Genomic DNA, 15,879 nt, shown 5'->3' with positions numbered 1-15,879 from the left:
GGTTACCTCAATTCGTAGTTGCTGGAAGGAAATTCATAGAAGGTCACGGAAGGAGAGCCGGCATTGACTCCCAGCCGCGGACAGTCGATGTCGGGGACAGCGACGCGTTGGCCACGTCGACGTCCCATTCGGGGAAGCGCTTGAGGATCTCCTCGAGGGCGACGCGTCCCTCGAGCCGGGCGAGGGCCGAGCCGAGGCAGTAGTGCGTGCCCACGCTGAATGCCAAGTGCTGACGGGGTTCCCGGTGGATGTCGAACACGTCGCCGTCCGGCGGGAACTGGCGGTGATCGCGCACTGCGGCGCCGATCAGCATCATCATCACGCTGCCCGCCGGCACCGTCCGGCCGTAGAATTCGGCGTCGCGGGTGACGTAGCGGGCCACATGCGGCGCGGGCGGTTCGAAACGCAGAATCTCCTCGATCGCCTGGGGGATCAGGGCCGGGTTCTCAACCAGGTCGCGGCGCTGATCGGGGTGTTCGGCCAGGACCTTGCCCGCCCAGCCGATCAGTCGCGTCGTGGTTTCGTTGCCTGCGCCGGCCACCACATTGAGATAGGTCAGCAACTCCTGGCGGGTCAGCCGTCTGGTGGTGCCTGTCTCGTCGACGAACTCGGCGTTGAGCAACTCGGTCATGATGTCGTCGGAGGGATGCTCGACGCGCCAGTCGATGTAGGCCTCGAACAGGTCACCGACCGCGAAGTCGGTGCCGGCCTTCATGGGTTGGCCTGCCTCCGTGCGCAATTGCGCGTTGGCGTGATCGCGGATCATCTCCTGGTCGTCTTCGGGGATGCCCAACAGTGCGCTGATCACCTTCATCGGCATCTGCGCGCCGAGGTCGGCGACGAAGTCGAATCGCGAGGCGCCGATCAACGGGTCCAGGCTCTGGGCGCAGTACTCGCGTATCACCGGCTCGAGCGCGTTGACCTTGCGCGGGGTGAACATCCGGGCCAGCAGCTTGCGGTGGATGTCGTGGATCGGCGGGTCCTCGAAAATCACTGTGCCCGGGGGCATCTCGAGGTTGGCTTTGATCAACTCGACGATGGCGCCGCGGGCAGAGCTGAAGGTCTCCCAGTCCACCAGGGCCCTGTTGACGTCCGCGAAGCGGCTGACTGCGTAGAAGTCGTGCTGCTCGTTGTAGTACAGCGGCTGCTCGTCGCGTAGCCGCCGGAACATCGGGTACGGATCGGCGTTCAGTTCTACGTCGTACGGATCGAAGTACACGGCGTCGACGGTCGGATTCTGGGCACTGATCGTCACGGGGTCGCCTCTCGGTGGACCAGGGTGGCGTAAGACATCGGAATGGTATTTGTCTCACAACTCTGGCATTCGCCACACGAGGGTGTCAACAAGCGATTCATCTTCGCCTAATCCGGCTCTTCATTACGAAGAACATCGTTCTCAGATGGGCCGCGGTCGTCGTCGCACCGACGCGCTTTGGAGGGGAGAACACGATTCTCGCTCAAGGCGCGAGAACGCAGTTCTCGGCTAGCGGGCGGCGAAACCGTGGGAGCAGAAATCCCACACTTCGTCGGCTGTGATGGGCTTGGTGGTGCCGTCTTCGGCGCCGTTCGACTGCGCCACGAACATCACCGTCTGCATGGTCATCGCCGCCATCCGCTTGGGATTGATGCCCTCGCGGAGTTGACCGGCCTCGCCGGCCTCTTCCATCAACTCGGTGAGCAGTGCCAGCAGCGGCGCATGGGCGACGCGCACCTCGGTCGGATGCGACAGCAGAAGCCGGGGTGCGAAGTCGGTGAACAGCGGCCGCTTCGCCGTGGGGTCGGGCCGCGACGACTCGAAGAGCAACTGCACCGCGACCTTGAGCCGCTCGATCGGCTCATCTTCGGTGGTGGTGGCGGCGCGGATCTGGTCGGCAGACCGGCTCAGGGCGTCCTCGAAGAGCGCCAGCAAAAGCTCGTGCTTGCCGTCGAACTGCAGATAGAAACTGCGCAGCGACTGCCGCGAGCGGTCCACGACCTCCTGCACGGTGAAGTCCGTGCTGCCCTTCTCGATGATGATCGCCTGGGCGGCATCCAGGAAGCGCTGCACCCGCTGCGCGGCCCGGAGTTTGGCGGTTTTGATCGATCGCTCGACCGCGCGTTGCTTCCAGGCCGGCTCTTCGCTTGGGCTCGTCACCGGCGACTCAGACGCAGGTCGAGTGGGGAGAACATGAACTGACTGTACCGGAGAACGCCTTGCCATTGCGGTCCTCGACCCCCTCGCGGCCAACGTGTCAGAGATTGTAACTTTCTCACGATGAGAATAGTATTCTCATTTTGGAGATAACAGTAGGCTTACCAAAAATTTGATCCAGCGGGAGTCTCGTGCAGCTGACCTTCGATGCTGATGTCGAGGCGTTCCGCGCCGAGTTCAACGCGTTCCTCGACGAGCATCTTCCCTCCGACGCCGCGGCCGTCGAGCGGTCGCGGTCCAGCAGTGATGTCCCGGCCTGGGCTCGGGACTGGCAGCGGCTGATGTTCGACAACGGCTGGCTGCTGCCGGGATATCCGCCGGAATTCGGCGGCCGTAACGCCACGATCCTGCAGCAGTATGTTCACCAACAGGAACTGGCACGCCGTCGCGTGTATCTGACGTACAACCCGCAGGGTGTGGGCATCATCTCCGCATCGCTGATCTCGTTCGGCACCCCCGAGCAACAACAGCGTTGGGCGGTTCCGATCCTGCGGGCCGAGATCACCGCGTCGCTGGGGATGAGCGAACCGGGCGCGGGGTCCGACCTTGCGTCGCTGCGCACCAGCGCCGTCCTTGACGGTGACCACTTCGTAGTCAACGGGCAGAAGGTGTGGACGTCGGGCGCACACGACGCCGATGTGTTGCTGACCTTTGTCCGCACCGATCCGAAAGCCGCCAAACACAAGGGCATCAGCGTGCTGCTGATCCCGACCGACCTCCCCGGAGTGGTGCGGCGGCCGTTCGCATCGCTGTGCGACGTCGACGACCTGGACTTCAATGAGGTTTTCTTCAACGACGTGCGGGTGCCCGTCGAGAACCTGGTCGGGCCGCTGAACGAGGGCTGGAGGGTAGCCAACGGTTCGCTTGGTCATGAGCGAAACATGTTGTGGCTCAGCTATGCCGATCGCCTGCAGGAGCTCGTCGAAGATTTCCGGCCCTGCTCCCCGCTCGATCGTGACCGGTACGCCGGGCTGGTGATGGACAACCAGGCGTTGCGGCTGCTCGGCTCGGTCGCGCTGGCCCGCGCAGCACGCGGCGATGAAGACGTGTCCGCGCTGTCGGTGCTCAAACTTCTCGGCTCGGAGGCGTCGCAGGCGGCGACGGAGTACGCGCTCGCCGCCGCGGGCACCGACGCGCTTTTCGCGCCGAACTTCTCCGGCCCGTACAGCGCTCATCACCTCGACCTGTACAGGTGCGGCTGGTTCGAACGCTACGTGCGGACGTTCGGCGGCACGATCGCCGGCGGCACCTCCGAGATCCAACGCAACATCATCGCCCAGCGACTGCTGGGCCTGCCGCGAAATTAGAAGGATTGCAACATGTACATCGAATACGACGTCGCCGACCGTATCGCGACCATCACGTTGAACCGGCCCGAGGCTGCCAATGCGCAGAACCCGGAGCTGCTCGATGAACTCGACGCGGCGTGGACCCGCGCGGCAGAAGACAACGAGGTCTCGGTGATCGTGTTGCGTGCCAATGGGAAACACTTCTCAGCCGGGCACGATCTGCGCGGCGGGGGACCCGTACCGGACAAGATCACGTTGGACTTCATCATCCAGCACGAGGCCAAGCGTTATCTGGAGTACACGCTGCGCTGGCGCAACGTGCCCAAGCCGTCGATCGCCGCGGTCCAAGGCCGCTGCATCTCCGGCGGGCTGCTGTTGTGCTGGCCATGCGACCTGATCATCGCCGCGGACGATGCGCAGTTCTCCGACCCGGTGGTGCTGATGGGTATCGGCGGCGTCGAATATCACGGCCACACTTGGGAACTCGGTCCGCGCAAGGCCAAGGAGATTCTGTTCACCGGGCGGGCGATGACGGCCGACGAGGTGGCCGGCACCGGCATGGTGAACAAGGTGGTGCCGCGCGATCAGCTGGACTCGGAAACCCGGGCGCTGGCCGAGCAGATCGCGAAGATGAACCCGTTTGCGCTGCGGCAGGCCAAGCGTGCGGTGAACCAGACGCTGGATGTGCAGGGTTTCTACGCGGCGATCCAGTCGGTGTTCGACATCCACCAGACCGGCCATGGCAATGCCCTGAGCGTGGGTGGTTGGCCGGTGCTGGTGAACCTCGACGAGATGAAAGCCAACATCCAGTAGGTGAGTTCATCTGCGCGAGCGACCGCCAAATGTACGCGGTGACCGGTGTGTCGGCGTACAGACACGGTCGCTCGCGCAGAAGGGGAGCTACAGGTAGGCGAGGCGGGGGGCCGAGCCGCGGGCCCGCAGTCCGGCGCCGGCCTTTCGGGTGAGTTCCCGTGAGCTGCCGAGCAATCCGTCGAGCACGAGGGCGCGCTTGATGTGGCGATGCAGATCGTGCTCGGCGGTGAAGCCGATCCCCCCGAGCACCTGCTGGCAGTGCTTGGCCGCGGTCAGCGCCGCCTTGCCCGCGGCCGCCTTGGCCAGCATCGCGGTCAGGTCAGCGCTTTCGGTCCCGGGCAGTCCGAGTGTCGCCTCGGCGCCTTCGATCGCCACCAGCGTCTCGGCCAGCCGGTGCCGAACCGCTTGAAAGGACGCGATCGGCTTGCCGAACTGCACCCGGTCCAGTGCGTGCTGGCGGGCCAGGGCCAGCATCCCTCGGGCCGAGCCGACCAGCCACCAGCCGACGGCCCGTCGCGCCTCGCCCATCCGCATCAGCTCACCGTCGGGCACCCGGCGCAGCGGCAGGTCAGCCAGTGTGGGTTCGTTGTTCGACGCGCGTTCCCACACCACCCAACTGCCCCCGGCGTACGGCATCGGCGGCGTACCGCCCGGCATGCCACCAATGGTCTCCAGCAGCACATCGTTGAGAACCGAAGCGTGTGAACCCGTTTCGCCGAGCAGCCGGAACACCAAGGGAATTGCCTGATCGGGCATGTCCGACAGCATCTCGGCCCAGCCGAGCTCGGCCAGCGCGGCGTCCAGCTCGGCGCCGGAGGCTGACAGCATCGTCTTGCGCAGCGTGTCCTCGAGCATCGCCAGCGATTCGGCGTCCATACCGGTCTCCACGGTCACTCCTTACCGAGATCGAGCAGGCGACGGGCGATGATGTTGCGCTGCACTTCGGCGGTTCCGCCGTAGATGCTCGCGGCCCGCGAATACAAAAACTCCGTCCGCCATGCGTCGTCGTCGAGTTCGATCCTGCCCGGCAACAGATCGCGCGCGGTGTCGTAGAGCCGTTGCTCGGCGGTTGCCAACAGCACCTTGTCGATCGAGGTGTCGGCGCCCAGCTTCTCACCGCCCGCCAGCCGGTACTGCGTCGCACGCGACCGGCAACGCAGCGTGTGCAGCGCTAGATATGCCTCGCCTAGATCCGAGTCCGATGCCGTGCCAAGCCCTTTGACTTCGTCGATGAGCGCGTCGAACCGCGAGTACAGATAGGCGATGCGCTGCCAGAAACAGGTCGAACGCTCATAGGGCAGCAGATCCATGGCCAGCTTCCAGCCGTCGCCGGGCCAGCCGAGCATGCGGTCTGCAGGCACGACGACGTCATCGAAATAGACCTCGCAGAACTCGTCGATGTCGTGCATGGTCTGCAGCGGACGCACCGAAACCCCCGGTGAGTCCAGGTCGATGAAGAACGCCGTGATGGCCTCGTGGTTCGGGGTGCCCGCATCGCCGGTACGGGTGAGCAGGATGCAGCGCGTCGCGTACTGCGCGAAGCTCGTCCACACCTTCTGCCCGTTGACGATCCAGGTGTCACCCTGCTGCACAGCACGAGTCGTCAGCGAGGCCAGATCACTGCCCGCACCGGGTTCGGAGAAGCCCTGGCACCAGGACTCCTGACCCGACAGCAGCCGCGGCACCATCTCGGCGGCCAACTCGGGCCGGGCATAGTCGATCATCGTGGGGGTCAGAACGTCGAGCATCGAGTACGGCCCGGGATGGTCGAGCCCGCGCCCGACGATCTCCTCGCCGACGATGGCGCGCAGGATATCCGGTCCGCCCAGGCCACCGGCCGACTCCGGCCACCCGTAGCGCATCCAGTCGGCGTCGTACAGGGCCTTGAGCACGCGCAAGTGCTGGGCTTGATGCGCGTCGAGGGAATGGTTGTCGGTGAGCGGGGTCAGTTCGCCGGAATCGAGCTTGTCGTCGAGCCATTTGCGCAGCGCCGTGCGGAACGCGGTGGGATCGAGGAGGTCGTCCGTCATCGCGCCTCCGGAGCCGCATCGGGGTCGGGCCGTCCGATCGCGTGGGGGCGGCCGGAGTCGTGTTCCCCGCTGCGCCGAATGAACGTCATGGCACGGGTTTTCAGCCGCCAGCCGTCGTCGGTGCGGACGTAGGTGTCGTTGTAGTAGCCGATGCGCATGTCGTGTTTGGAGTGCTCGATGAAGCACAACGGTTGGGTGCCTGTCGCCTTGTCGGGGTCCTTCTGATCCAGGTGCACCAACGACGTCCCGGTCATGAACAGTCCCTTGGGGGCGGCGTCGACCAACTCGGGGAAGCGGTTCAGCGTGTAGGTCGAGCCGAACGCGCTGTACGTGCCGTCCGGGGTGAACACCGAGACCAGCCCCTCGATGTCGCCCTGGGTGATGGTGACGGCGTACTTCGCCAGCAGTTGCTGGATCTCGACGAGGTCGTCGGTCCTGGTTTTGTCAGTTGGCACAGTCATTCTTGAAGACCTTACCGCCCTTCATTACAAAGTTGACATCGCGTGTAACGCTGATGTCCGTCAGAGGATCGCCGGGTACCGCGATGATGTCGGCGAGAAAGCCTTCCGCGATGCGGCCCAGGTCCGGCTTGCTGATCAGGTCGGCGGCGACGACGGTCGCCGCGCGCAGCACCGCAGCGGGGGGCATACCCCAGTCGACAAGGGTCACCAGTTCATCGGCATTCTTGCCGTGCGGAATCGCGGGGGCATCGGTGCCGACGGCGATCTTGACACCCGCCTCGTAGGCCGCCTTGATCGACGTGCGCGCCTTGGGGAACATCTCGGCAGCCTTGTCCTGCAACGCCTTCGGCGCCTTGGACACGTCCATCGCCTCGGCCAGCCGACGCGTCGTCACAAGCCACCGGTCGTTGTCGACCAGCATCTGGATGGCCTCATCGTCCATCAGGAACCCGTGTTCTATGCAGTCGATGCCGCAGGCGACCGCGTGCTTGACGGCCTCGGCGCCATGCGTGTGAGCGGCGACCCGCAGGCCACGCCGGTGCGCCTCGTCCACGATGGCCCGCAGTTCCTCATCCGAATAATGTTGTGCGCCCGCCTCTCCGGTCAGCGACATCACACCGCCGGAGACACAGACCTTGATCAGCTCGGCGCCGTGCTTGATCTGGTACCGCACTGCCTTGCGGATCTCGTCGACACCGTTGGCGATGCCTTCCTCGATCGTCAGCTCCAGCGCCCCGGGCATGAAGGCGGCGAACATCGTCGGGTCGAGATGGCCGCCCGTCGGGGTGATCGCATGCCCCGCCGGAACGACGCGCGGACCCTCGATCCAGCCGGCATCGATCGCCTTGCCCAACGCGACGTCGAGTAGGTAACCGCCTGTCTTGACGAACAATCCGAGGTTGCGCACCGTCGTGAAGCCCGCCCGCAACGTGCGTCGGGCGTTGCCCACGGCGCGCAGCACGCGGGTCGCGGGATCGTCCTGCACCTGGGAGAGGCCGGGGTTCTCGCCCCGGCCGCCCATCAGCAGGTTGACCTCCATGTCCATCAGGCCGGGCAGAAGGATCGAGTCACCCAGGTCGATGACGTCGCCCTCCGCTGCGCCACCGATGGCGACGATCCGGTCGTCCTCGACCCGCACGACGCCGGGCCGGACGATCTCGCCGGCGTCGACGTCGAGCAGACCCGCTGCCTTGAGGGTCAATACGCCCGGCGATGGGCCGCTCGCGCGAAGAGCAGACAATGTCAGACCACCGGCTCCTTGATGCATGTGATGTATGTGGCGCCACTGTCGAGCACCCGTGGCTGCTTCCACACTTCGATCGGGAACGACACGTTGACCAATGACTGCATCATGTGGATGAGAGCCTTTGCATCCTCGGGCATTCCGTCCAGGGGGAACCTGGCGTCGCAGTATTCCATGACCGCCTCGAGCCGCGGGAACGCGGTGTCGTAGAAGTCCTGCATCTCGGCCATCGTCGAGGACAGCCGCTTCTGATAGCGCTCCTCCTCGGTGGGCAGGCACCAGTCCGTGAACCGCTCGAGGTCGGCGAATTCTTCGGGCAACTTAGGCATTGATCGAATCCTTCTGGCTGGCCGGCGAGGTGGCTTGACCGTTACCCTCACCGCTCTCGAGGCCCTTTTCCTTCTTGTAGGCGTTCACGTAGTCCCACGCCGTCTTGTGCAGATGGCGCAGCAGGATTTCCTGGTCACACAGCGGGAATTCCTTGACCACCCCGGTGTTGATCATCGTCTGGGTGGCTTCCAGCGTGTTGGCGTCCTGGAACGCGTACTCCTTGAACGTCACCGCCGCGAGTTCGTGCGCAAGCCGCTCGCGGGTGTTGGTGGCGGGAACGAAGTAGAGCGTGCACTCGAAGATGTGCTTGTCCACGTCCGTGGGCCAGTAGTGGTAGGTGAGGTACCAGCCCGGCGCCCAGAGCAGCAGCGTGAAGTTCGGGAAGAACTCGAAAGAGTCCTGGCCCCAGGACGGATGGCGCGCCGGATTGACTGCCGGTGGCAGCTCGTCGGGCAGAATGCCTTTGATGTTGGGGCGGTCCCACGGTCCGAACAACCCGCTGTGCAGCACGCGTTCGATGGGCTTGACCATGTTCAGGTCTTTCGGCGGGCTCATCCCGCCCCACGACGAGATCATCGAGTGCCTGCCCTTGATGTCGTAGTGCAGGGCCTCGAAGCCGTAGCTGGCCAGCTTTTCGGCTTCCTCCTTGACCGCTTGCTTCATGTGCAGGACCGGTGCGTGGTAGAACTCGACGAACGCGTCGATGAACAGCTTCCAGTTCGAATTGACCTCGGCCCGGTAGGAATACGTCTCCGTCATCTCGTGGAAGGGATAGCCCTCCAGGTCCTTGGCGAACTCGCCGAGGTAGTCCGTGAGCGGTTCGGCGTTGTTGTCGAAGTTGATGAAGATGAAGCCTTCCCACACCTCGCAGCGCACCGGCACCAACCCGTAGTCGGCCTTGTCGACGTCGAAGAACTCGCCTTCCTGCTGGATGAACGTCAGGTCACCCTTGAGGTTGTAGCGCCAGGCGTGGTACTTGCAGGTGAACTGCCGGCAGGTACCGGAAACCTCTTCGCCGGGATAGTCGTTCCACACCAACTTGTTTCCGCGGTGGCGGCACATGTTGTAGAACGCGCGCACCTCGTTGTCACCGTCCTTGACGATGATCACCGACGTGCCCGGGCCCGCCGATGGCATCTCGCGAGTGAAGTAGCTGCCCTTTTTGGGAAGACGTTCCACCCGACCGACATTCAGCCAGCACTTGCGGAAGATGGCTTGCTGCTCGAGCTTCCACTGCTCGGGGTCGATCGAGTCGGTGTAATCGACTGGCGAGGTACCGAGCTCCGGCCAGTGTTCGGTCCAGCTTCCCTCGGCTGGTTTGGGGAAAAACGCCACGATATCTACCTCTCTGCGTGCATTTCGGAGTCGGGTTCTACGCCGAAAGTGTTGATCGCCATGGCCAGTGCGCCATAGCAGCCGATCGTGAAGACGAGGTCCATCAGCTGACGTTCCTCGAGGTGCTCGGACAAGGCGGCCCACGTCGCGTCGGAGACGTTGGCCTTGTCCTGGAGTTCGTCCACCGCATGCAGTACGGCCCGGTCGAGCTCGTCTGAGGCCTCGCCGCGCTGCAGGGCATCGATGACCTCATCGGTCAGACCCTCGTCACGGCCCATCTCGACGTGGTGCCGCCACTCGTACTCACAGTTCGTCAGATACGCGACGCGGAGCACCGCCAACTCGCGCAGCCGGGGCGGCAGCGTCGAGGAGAACAACAGGTGATTGTTGAACCGCAGGAACGCCCGGGTGAGCTTCGGGTGCCGAACCATTGTGGCGAGCAGATTGCCTGCGTCTTCGGGGTTGCGCCGCTCCGCAGGCAGCATGCCGGAGATCGAGTGGTCGACGGCTTCATCCCACTCTTCTGCGGGCAGCGGCGACACGCGCAAGGCGACTCCTTCCTGTGTCCTCTCGGCGATGAGAATCAGGTTCTCATATTTCGCCAATAGATTTCCACCTTTCGCGGGAATGGTCAACGTGTGACGCCGGAACGGGTGGTCACGACGGTGCGGCGCGGGGCCCAACAGTGCTGCCAGAGGGGCCTAGGGTGGCTTTCGGACATTGATTCTCGTACGGTGAGAAGATAGTTTCCTCACATTGAGAACAGCGTGATGGATAGCCTCGGAGGATGCGACGAAAGGAACGGGCATGAACAAGGACGACATGATCTTGATCAGCGTCGATGATCACATCGTCGAACCGCCCGATATGTTCAAGAATCATCTGCCGCGCAAGTACATCGATGAGGCGCCGCGGTTGGTGCACAATCCCGATGGTTCGGACACCTGGCAGTTCCGCGACACGGTGATCCCCAATGTCGCGCTCAATGCGGTCGCCGGGCGGCCCAAGGAGGAGTACGGCCTGGAGCCCCAAGGTCTGGATGAGATCCGGCCCGGTTGTTGGCAGGTCGATGAGCGGGTCAAGGACATGAACGCCGGGGGCATTTTGGGTTCGATGTGTTTTCCGTCGTTTCCGGGTTTTGCCGGCCGGTTGTTCGCCACCGAGGATCCGGAGTTCAGTTTGGCGTTGGTGCAGGCCTACAACGACTGGCATGTCGAGGAGTGGTGTGGGGCCTATCCGGCGCGGTTCATCCCGATGACGTTGCCGGTGATCTGGGATCCGGTGGCGTGCGCGGCAGAGATTCGGCGCAATGCCGAGCGTGGGGTGCATTCGTTGACGTTCACCGAGAACCCGTCGGCGATGGGTTATCCGAGTTTTCATGATTTCGAGCACTGGAAGCCGATGTGGGATGCGTTGGTCGACACCGAGACGGTGCTCAATGTGCACATCGGGTCGTCGGGGCGGTTGGCGATCACGGCCCCGGATGCGCCGATGGATGTGATGATCACGTTGCAGCCGATGAACATCGTGCAGGCCGCGGCTGATCTGTTGTGGTCGCGTCCGATCAAGGAGTATCCGACGCTGAAGATCGCGTTGTCTGAGGGTGGGACGGGTTGGATTCCGTACTTCCTGGAGCGGGTGGATCGCACCTATGAGATGCACTCGACGTGGACGGGCCAGGATTTCGGCGGCAAGTTGCCCAGTGAGGTGTTCCGCGAGCACTTCTTGACCTGCTTCATCGCCGACCCGGTCGGAGTGGCGGTGCGCCACCAGATCGGGGTGGACAACATCTGCTGGGAAGCCGACTACCCGCACAGCGATTCGATGTGGCCCGGGGCCCCCGAGCAGCTCGACGAGGTCCTCAAGGCCAACGACGTGCCCGACGACGAAATCAACAAGATGACCTTCGAGAACGCGATGCGCTGGTACCACTGGGACCCGTTCACCCACATCAGCCGCGAACAGGCCACCGTCGGCGCCCTGCGCAAAGCCGCCGAAGGCCATGATGTCTCGATCCAAGCCTTGTCGAAGAAGGAAAAGACCGGCGCGAATTTCGCGGACTTCGCAGCGAGGGCCAAGGAGCTGACCGGCAACAAGGACTGAACATGGGACGATCCTCCGGCCGACGACTGGGGGAGCGTCTCGTAGTGCGCCGGTGCGGGAAGGGCGTTCACGCGCCGGCGCACTGACGTGTGCGCCGTTGAGTAGAGGAGAACAGACGTGTCAGACGTGTCTGGGGGGATGACGTTCGAGCTGAGCGAGGATCAGCAGATCATCCGCAAGTCGGTCGCCGAACTGTGCAGCAAGTTCGACGACGAGTACTGGATGAAGAAGGACCTGGCACACGAGTTCCCGCAGGAGTTCTACGACGCGATCGCCTCCGGCGGGTGGCTGGGCATGACCATCCCGGAGGCGTACGGGGGGCATGGGCTGGGCATTACCGAGGCCACGCTGCTGCTGGAGGAGGTTGCCCGGTCCGGTGCGGCGATGAACGGCGCCAGCGCCATCCATCTGACGATTTTCGGGATGCAACCGGTCGTCAAACACGGCTCCGACGAACTCAAGGCCGCGACGCTGCCGCGGATCGTCAACGGCGATCTGCATGTCTGCTTCGGTGTCACCGAACCCGGTGCGGGACTGGATACTTCGCGGATCACCACGTTCGCCAAACGCGAGGGGGACCACTACCGCGTCAACGGTCGCAAGGTCTGGATCTCCAAGGCGCTGGAGTCGGAGAAGATCCTGCTGCTCACCCGGACCACGCCGTTCGACGAGGTCAGCAAGAAGACCGACGGTATGACGTTGTTCCTCACCGATCTCGACCGCGACCACGTCGACATCCGGCCGATCAAGAAGATGGGACGCAACGCAGTCAGCTCCAACGAGGTGTTCATCGACGACCTGATGGTCCCGGTGGGCGACCGGGTCGGCGAAGAAGGCAAGGGCTTCAAGTACATCCTCGACGGGCTGAACCCCGAACGGATGCTGATCGCCGCCGAAGCGCTGGGCATCGGGCGGGTGGCCCTCGAGAAGGCGGTCAAGTACGGCAACGAGCGGCACGTGTTCAACCGGCCGATCGGTATGAACCAGGGCCTGCAGTTCCCGCTCGCCGACTCGTTGGCCCGACTGGACGCCGCCGAGTTGGTGCTGCGCAAGGCCACCTGGCTCTACGACAACGGCAAACCCTGTGGGCGCGAGGCGAACACCGCGAAGTACCTGTGCGCCGACGCCGGTTTCGGTGCCGCCGACCGTGCGCTGCAGCTGCACGGCGGCATGGGGTATTCGGAGGAATATCACGTGTCGCGATACTTCCGCGAGTCCCGGCTGATGAAGATCGCCCCCGTGAGCCAGGAGATGATCCTGAACTTCCTGGGTGAACACGTCCTGGGCCTTCCCCGTAGTTACTGACGATGGAGAGCACTACCGAATGAGCACCTACTTCGATCTGACCGGCCGTTCGGCGCTGGTGACCGGCGCCGCCGGGGGCATCGGCTCCGCCGTCGCACAGGCCCTGGCCGACGCGGGCGCGGCCGTGCTTGTCACCGACGTCGACAAGGATGCCGCCGCCGCTGTGGCCGAACGCATCTCGGCAAGCGGTAAGCGCGCCGAAGCCGCCGCGCTCGATGTGTCGGACCGTGAGTCTGCCGACGCCGCCGCTGCGCAGGCCGCTGCATTGGCCGACGGCAAGCTGCACATCGTGATCAACAACGCCGGCGTCACGAAGCCGGCGATGTTCGAGAAGACGTCGCAGGAGTCGTTTCGGTTGCTGTTCGACATCCACGTGATGGGCGCGTTCAACGTCACGCAGGCGGCGTTGCCGCACATTCCGACCGACGGCACCGGGCGCATCGTCAACGTCACATCGGCGGCGGGCCTGACGGGCACGCTGGGGCAGGTCAACTACTCGGCGGCCAAGGCGGGCATCATCGGGTTCACCAAATCGCTTGCGCGCGAACTTGCGACCAAAAGCATCATGGTCAACGCGCTGGCCCCGCTGGCGGCCACGCCGATGACCGAGACCATCCGGACGAACGAGAAGTTCGCGGCCAACATGATGAACCGCATCCCGATGAAGCGGTGGGCCGAGCCGTCCGAGGTCGCGGGTGCGTTCGTGTTCATGGCCTCCGATGCGGCGTCCTACATCACGGGGCAGGTGCTGCCGGTCGACGGCGGCATGGTGATGTGACGGGTCCCCTGAGCGGCGTCACCGTCGTCGCAATGGAACAGGCCGTCGCCGCGCCCATGTGCACCCGCGTGCTCGCCGACTTCGGTGCCCGCATCATCAAGATCGAAAATCCCAACGGGGGTGACTTCGCCCGCGACTACGACGATGTGGTCAACGGGCCCGGCGGCCTGGCGGCGCATTTCGTCTGGTGCAACCGCGGCAAGGAGTCGGTGACGCTCAACACCAAGGCCCCCGAGGGAATGGACCTGCTGCACCGGCTACTCGACCGGGCCGATGCGTTCGTGTCCAACCTGGCGCCCGGCGCCATCGTCCGCATGGGTTTGGCGCCCGCAGACCTGGCGGTGCGGCACCCGAACGTGATCCCCGTCGAAATCGACGGCTACGGTCCGGGCGGGCCGATCTCCCACAAGCGCGCGTATGACCTTCTCGTGCAGGCGGAATCAGGATCGTGTGCCGTTACGGGATATCCGGGCATGCCCGCGAAGCCGGGGCCGGCGATGGCCGACTTCACTACCGGCCTGTACGCGGCCACCTCGATTCTGGCGTTGCTGATCGGCCGCAACAAGAAGAGCACCGAGACGGCACCGTCGGTGGCGCTGAGCCTGTTCGACGTGATGACCGATGTGATGGGCTATCAGCTGACCTACACCCAGCATTCGGGGATCGACCAGGAGCCTCTCGGGGTCGGCTCACCAGCCGTCGCGCCCTACGGCGCGTTCCCGACGCGCGACGGGCAGACCGTGGTGCTCGGCACCACCAACGACAGGGAATGGCAGCGGGTGGCGCGTGAGATCATCGACCGCCCCGACCTCGCCGACGATCCGCGCTTCGCCACCAACCCGGGCCGCTGCGTACATCGCGAGATTCTCGACCAGGCCATCGGAAATTGGTGTGCACAACACGATCTCGCCGAAATCCAGAAGATCGCCGACGACGCCGGGATCGGCAACTCGCGTTACAACGTGCCCAGTGAGGTGGTCGCGCATCCGCAGTTGACGGCGCGGGACCGCTGGCGCACGGTCGACACACCCAAGGGCGAGATCCGGGCGCTGCGCCCGCCGCCGGTGATCAACGGATTCGAGCAGCCGATGGGCGCGGTCCCGGGGCTGGGCCAGCACACCGACGCCGTGTTGAGCGAACTGGGGCTCAACGCAGCCGATCTCGAGCGGTTGCGGGCCGAGGGCGTGATCGGACCGGCCTACTCGTGACCGAGCACGTCCTGTTGACGTCCGACCGCGATGGCGTCCGTACGCTGACGCTGAACCGGCCGGAACGCAAGAACGCGATCAACGCGCAGTTGTGGGAGGAGTTGGCCGACGCCTTGCGGGCGGCGGCCCGTGACACCGAACTTCGCGCGGTGGTGATCACCGGTGCCGGCGGGGCCTTCTGCTCGGGCGCCGACATCGGCACCGGAGAGGACATTCACCCGCGCCACAAGCTGCGCAGGCTCACCGATGTCGCGCTGGCCCTGCATGAACTGTCTGTGCCCACGATCGCCAAGGTCACGGGCGTGGCCGTCGGCGCAGGCTGGAATCTCGCGCTCGGGTGCGACTTCGTCGTTGCGACCCCGGAATCGCGGTTCTGCCAGATCTTCTCGAAGCGCGGACTGTCGGTCGATCTGGGCGGATCCTGGCTGCTGCCCAAGCTCGTCGGCCTACAACAGGCCAAGCGGCTGGTGTTGCTGGCCGACATGATCGACGCCGAGGAAGCGCGGAGCCTGGGGCTGGTCACCTGGATCAAAACCGCCGACGAAATCGACTCCTTCGTAGTAGATCTGGCGGCGAAGTTGGCGGCCGGTCCGCCCGTCGCGCTCGCGCAGAGCAAGGCGCTGCTCAACGACGGGGCCAACGCGACGCTGCGTGAGGCGCTGGCCAACGAAGCCCGCGCGCAACCGGGCAACTTCGCCACGGCAGACTCGTCAGAGGCGTACGCGGCGTTCGCCGAGAAACGTCAGGCCACCTTCACCGGGCGGTGGGCCGTGTCCAGATCGGAGAGATGACA

16 protein-coding genes are annotated in these 15,879 nt (G+C 64.6%); 7 read left to right on the top strand and 9 right to left on the bottom strand.

Translation table 11 applies throughout. The annotated features are described in order from the left end of the window. Positions 1 to 43: 43 nt before the first annotated feature. Positions 44 to 1,171, bottom strand: a complete 1,128-nt coding sequence (locus tag AU185_RS22695; RefSeq protein WP_156425643.1) for a cytochrome P450 — start codon at positions 1,169 to 1,171, stop codon at positions 44 to 46. Positions 1,172 to 1,483: 312 nt separating this feature from the next. Continuing rightward, positions 1,484 to 2,200: a TetR/AcrR family transcriptional regulator gene (locus tag AU185_RS22690; RefSeq protein WP_082684037.1), complete on the bottom strand. Its 717-nt coding sequence runs from the start codon at positions 2,198 to 2,200 to the stop codon at positions 1,484 to 1,486. Between the two features lie 122 nt (positions 2,201 to 2,322). On the opposite strand from AU185_RS22690, the gene AU185_RS22685 reads away from it, so the two are divergent. After that, a complete protein-coding gene (locus AU185_RS22685) occupies positions 2,323 to 3,498 on the top strand; it encodes an acyl-CoA dehydrogenase family protein (RefSeq protein WP_059101989.1) in 1,176 nt (391 codons plus the stop codon). Between the two features lie 12 nt (positions 3,499 to 3,510). Then, positions 3,511 to 4,293: an enoyl-CoA hydratase gene (locus AU185_RS22680; protein ID WP_059101988.1), complete on the top strand. Its 783-nt coding sequence runs from the start codon at positions 3,511 to 3,513 to the stop codon at positions 4,291 to 4,293. A gap of 87 nt (positions 4,294 to 4,380) precedes the next feature. Here the strand turns inward: AU185_RS22680 and AU185_RS22675 are convergent, their stop codons facing one another. The 7 genes from AU185_RS22675 to AU185_RS22645 are packed head-to-tail and all read right to left on the bottom strand — an operon-like array spanning position 4,381 to position 10,240. Then, positions 4,381 to 5,169, bottom strand: a complete 789-nt coding sequence (locus AU185_RS22675) for an acyl-CoA dehydrogenase family protein (protein WP_059102110.1) — start codon at positions 5,167 to 5,169, stop codon at positions 4,381 to 4,383. 14 nt (positions 5,170 to 5,183) lie between these two features. Further along, positions 5,184 to 6,323: an acyl-CoA dehydrogenase family protein gene (locus AU185_RS22670; RefSeq protein WP_059157012.1), complete on the bottom strand. Its 1,140-nt coding sequence runs from the start codon at positions 6,321 to 6,323 to the stop codon at positions 5,184 to 5,186. Then, positions 6,320 to 6,784: a nuclear transport factor 2 family protein gene (locus AU185_RS22665; protein WP_059101986.1), complete on the bottom strand. Its 465-nt coding sequence runs from the start codon at positions 6,782 to 6,784 to the stop codon at positions 6,320 to 6,322. Before AU185_RS22665 ends, AU185_RS22670 begins: the two co-directional genes overlap by 4 nt. Beyond that, entirely contained in the window at positions 6,768 to 8,051 is a 1,284-nt protein-coding gene (locus AU185_RS22660) for a metal-dependent hydrolase family protein (protein ID WP_231740454.1), read from the bottom strand. Before AU185_RS22660 ends, AU185_RS22665 begins: the two co-directional genes overlap by 17 nt. Then, a complete protein-coding gene (locus tag AU185_RS22655) occupies positions 8,027 to 8,356 on the bottom strand; it encodes a hypothetical protein (RefSeq protein ID WP_059101985.1) in 330 nt (109 codons plus the stop codon). The genes AU185_RS22660 and AU185_RS22655 overlap by 25 nt, the downstream gene beginning before the upstream one ends. Continuing rightward, the gene (locus AU185_RS22650; RefSeq protein WP_059101984.1) at positions 8,349 to 9,692 is read right to left on the bottom strand and encodes an aromatic ring-hydroxylating oxygenase subunit alpha; all 1,344 of its coding nucleotides are present in this window, start codon (positions 9,690 to 9,692) and stop codon (positions 8,349 to 8,351) included. Before AU185_RS22650 ends, AU185_RS22655 begins: the two co-directional genes overlap by 8 nt. A gap of 5 nt (positions 9,693 to 9,697) precedes the next feature. Then, positions 9,698 to 10,240 carry a carboxymuconolactone decarboxylase family protein gene (locus AU185_RS22645; protein ID WP_059102108.1) on the bottom strand — a complete coding sequence of 181 codons (543 nt, stop codon included), beginning with the start codon at positions 10,238 to 10,240 and terminating at the stop codon, positions 9,698 to 9,700. Positions 10,241 to 10,499: 259 nt separating this feature from the next. Here AU185_RS22645 and AU185_RS22640 point away from each other — a divergent pair, with 259 nt between their 5' ends. The 5 genes from AU185_RS22640 (at position 10,500) to AU185_RS22620 (ending at position 15,877) form a co-directional block, all read left to right on the top strand. Continuing rightward, on the top strand, positions 10,500 to 11,795 hold the full coding sequence (locus tag AU185_RS22640; RefSeq protein ID WP_059101983.1) for an amidohydrolase family protein: 1,296 nt from the start codon (positions 10,500 to 10,502) through the stop codon (positions 11,793 to 11,795). Between the two features lie 138 nt (positions 11,796 to 11,933). After that, positions 11,934 to 13,100, top strand: coding sequence for an acyl-CoA dehydrogenase family protein (locus tag AU185_RS22635; RefSeq protein WP_059101982.1), 1,167 nt, complete (start codon positions 11,934 to 11,936; stop codon positions 13,098 to 13,100). A gap of 19 nt (positions 13,101 to 13,119) precedes the next feature. Further along, entirely contained in the window at positions 13,120 to 13,878 is a 759-nt protein-coding gene (locus AU185_RS22630) for an SDR family NAD(P)-dependent oxidoreductase (protein WP_059101981.1), read from the top strand. Then, entirely contained in the window at positions 13,875 to 15,086 is a 1,212-nt protein-coding gene (locus AU185_RS22625) for a CaiB/BaiF CoA transferase family protein (RefSeq protein WP_082684036.1), read from the top strand. Before AU185_RS22630 ends, AU185_RS22625 begins: the two co-directional genes overlap by 4 nt. Continuing rightward, the gene (locus tag AU185_RS22620; RefSeq protein ID WP_059101980.1) at positions 15,083 to 15,877 is read left to right on the top strand and encodes an enoyl-CoA hydratase/isomerase family protein; all 795 of its coding nucleotides are present in this window, start codon (positions 15,083 to 15,085) and stop codon (positions 15,875 to 15,877) included. The genes AU185_RS22625 and AU185_RS22620 overlap by 4 nt, the downstream gene beginning before the upstream one ends. Positions 15,878 to 15,879: the final 2 nt, after the last annotated feature.

The organism is Mycobacterium sp. GA-0227b (genome assembly GCF_001499855.1).
In the GTDB taxonomy this organism is placed as follows: domain Bacteria; phylum Actinomycetota; class Actinomycetes; order Mycobacteriales; family Mycobacteriaceae; genus Mycobacterium.
Note: the sequence above shows the minus strand (reverse complement) of the source record. Positions and strands in the feature narration are given on the sequence as shown.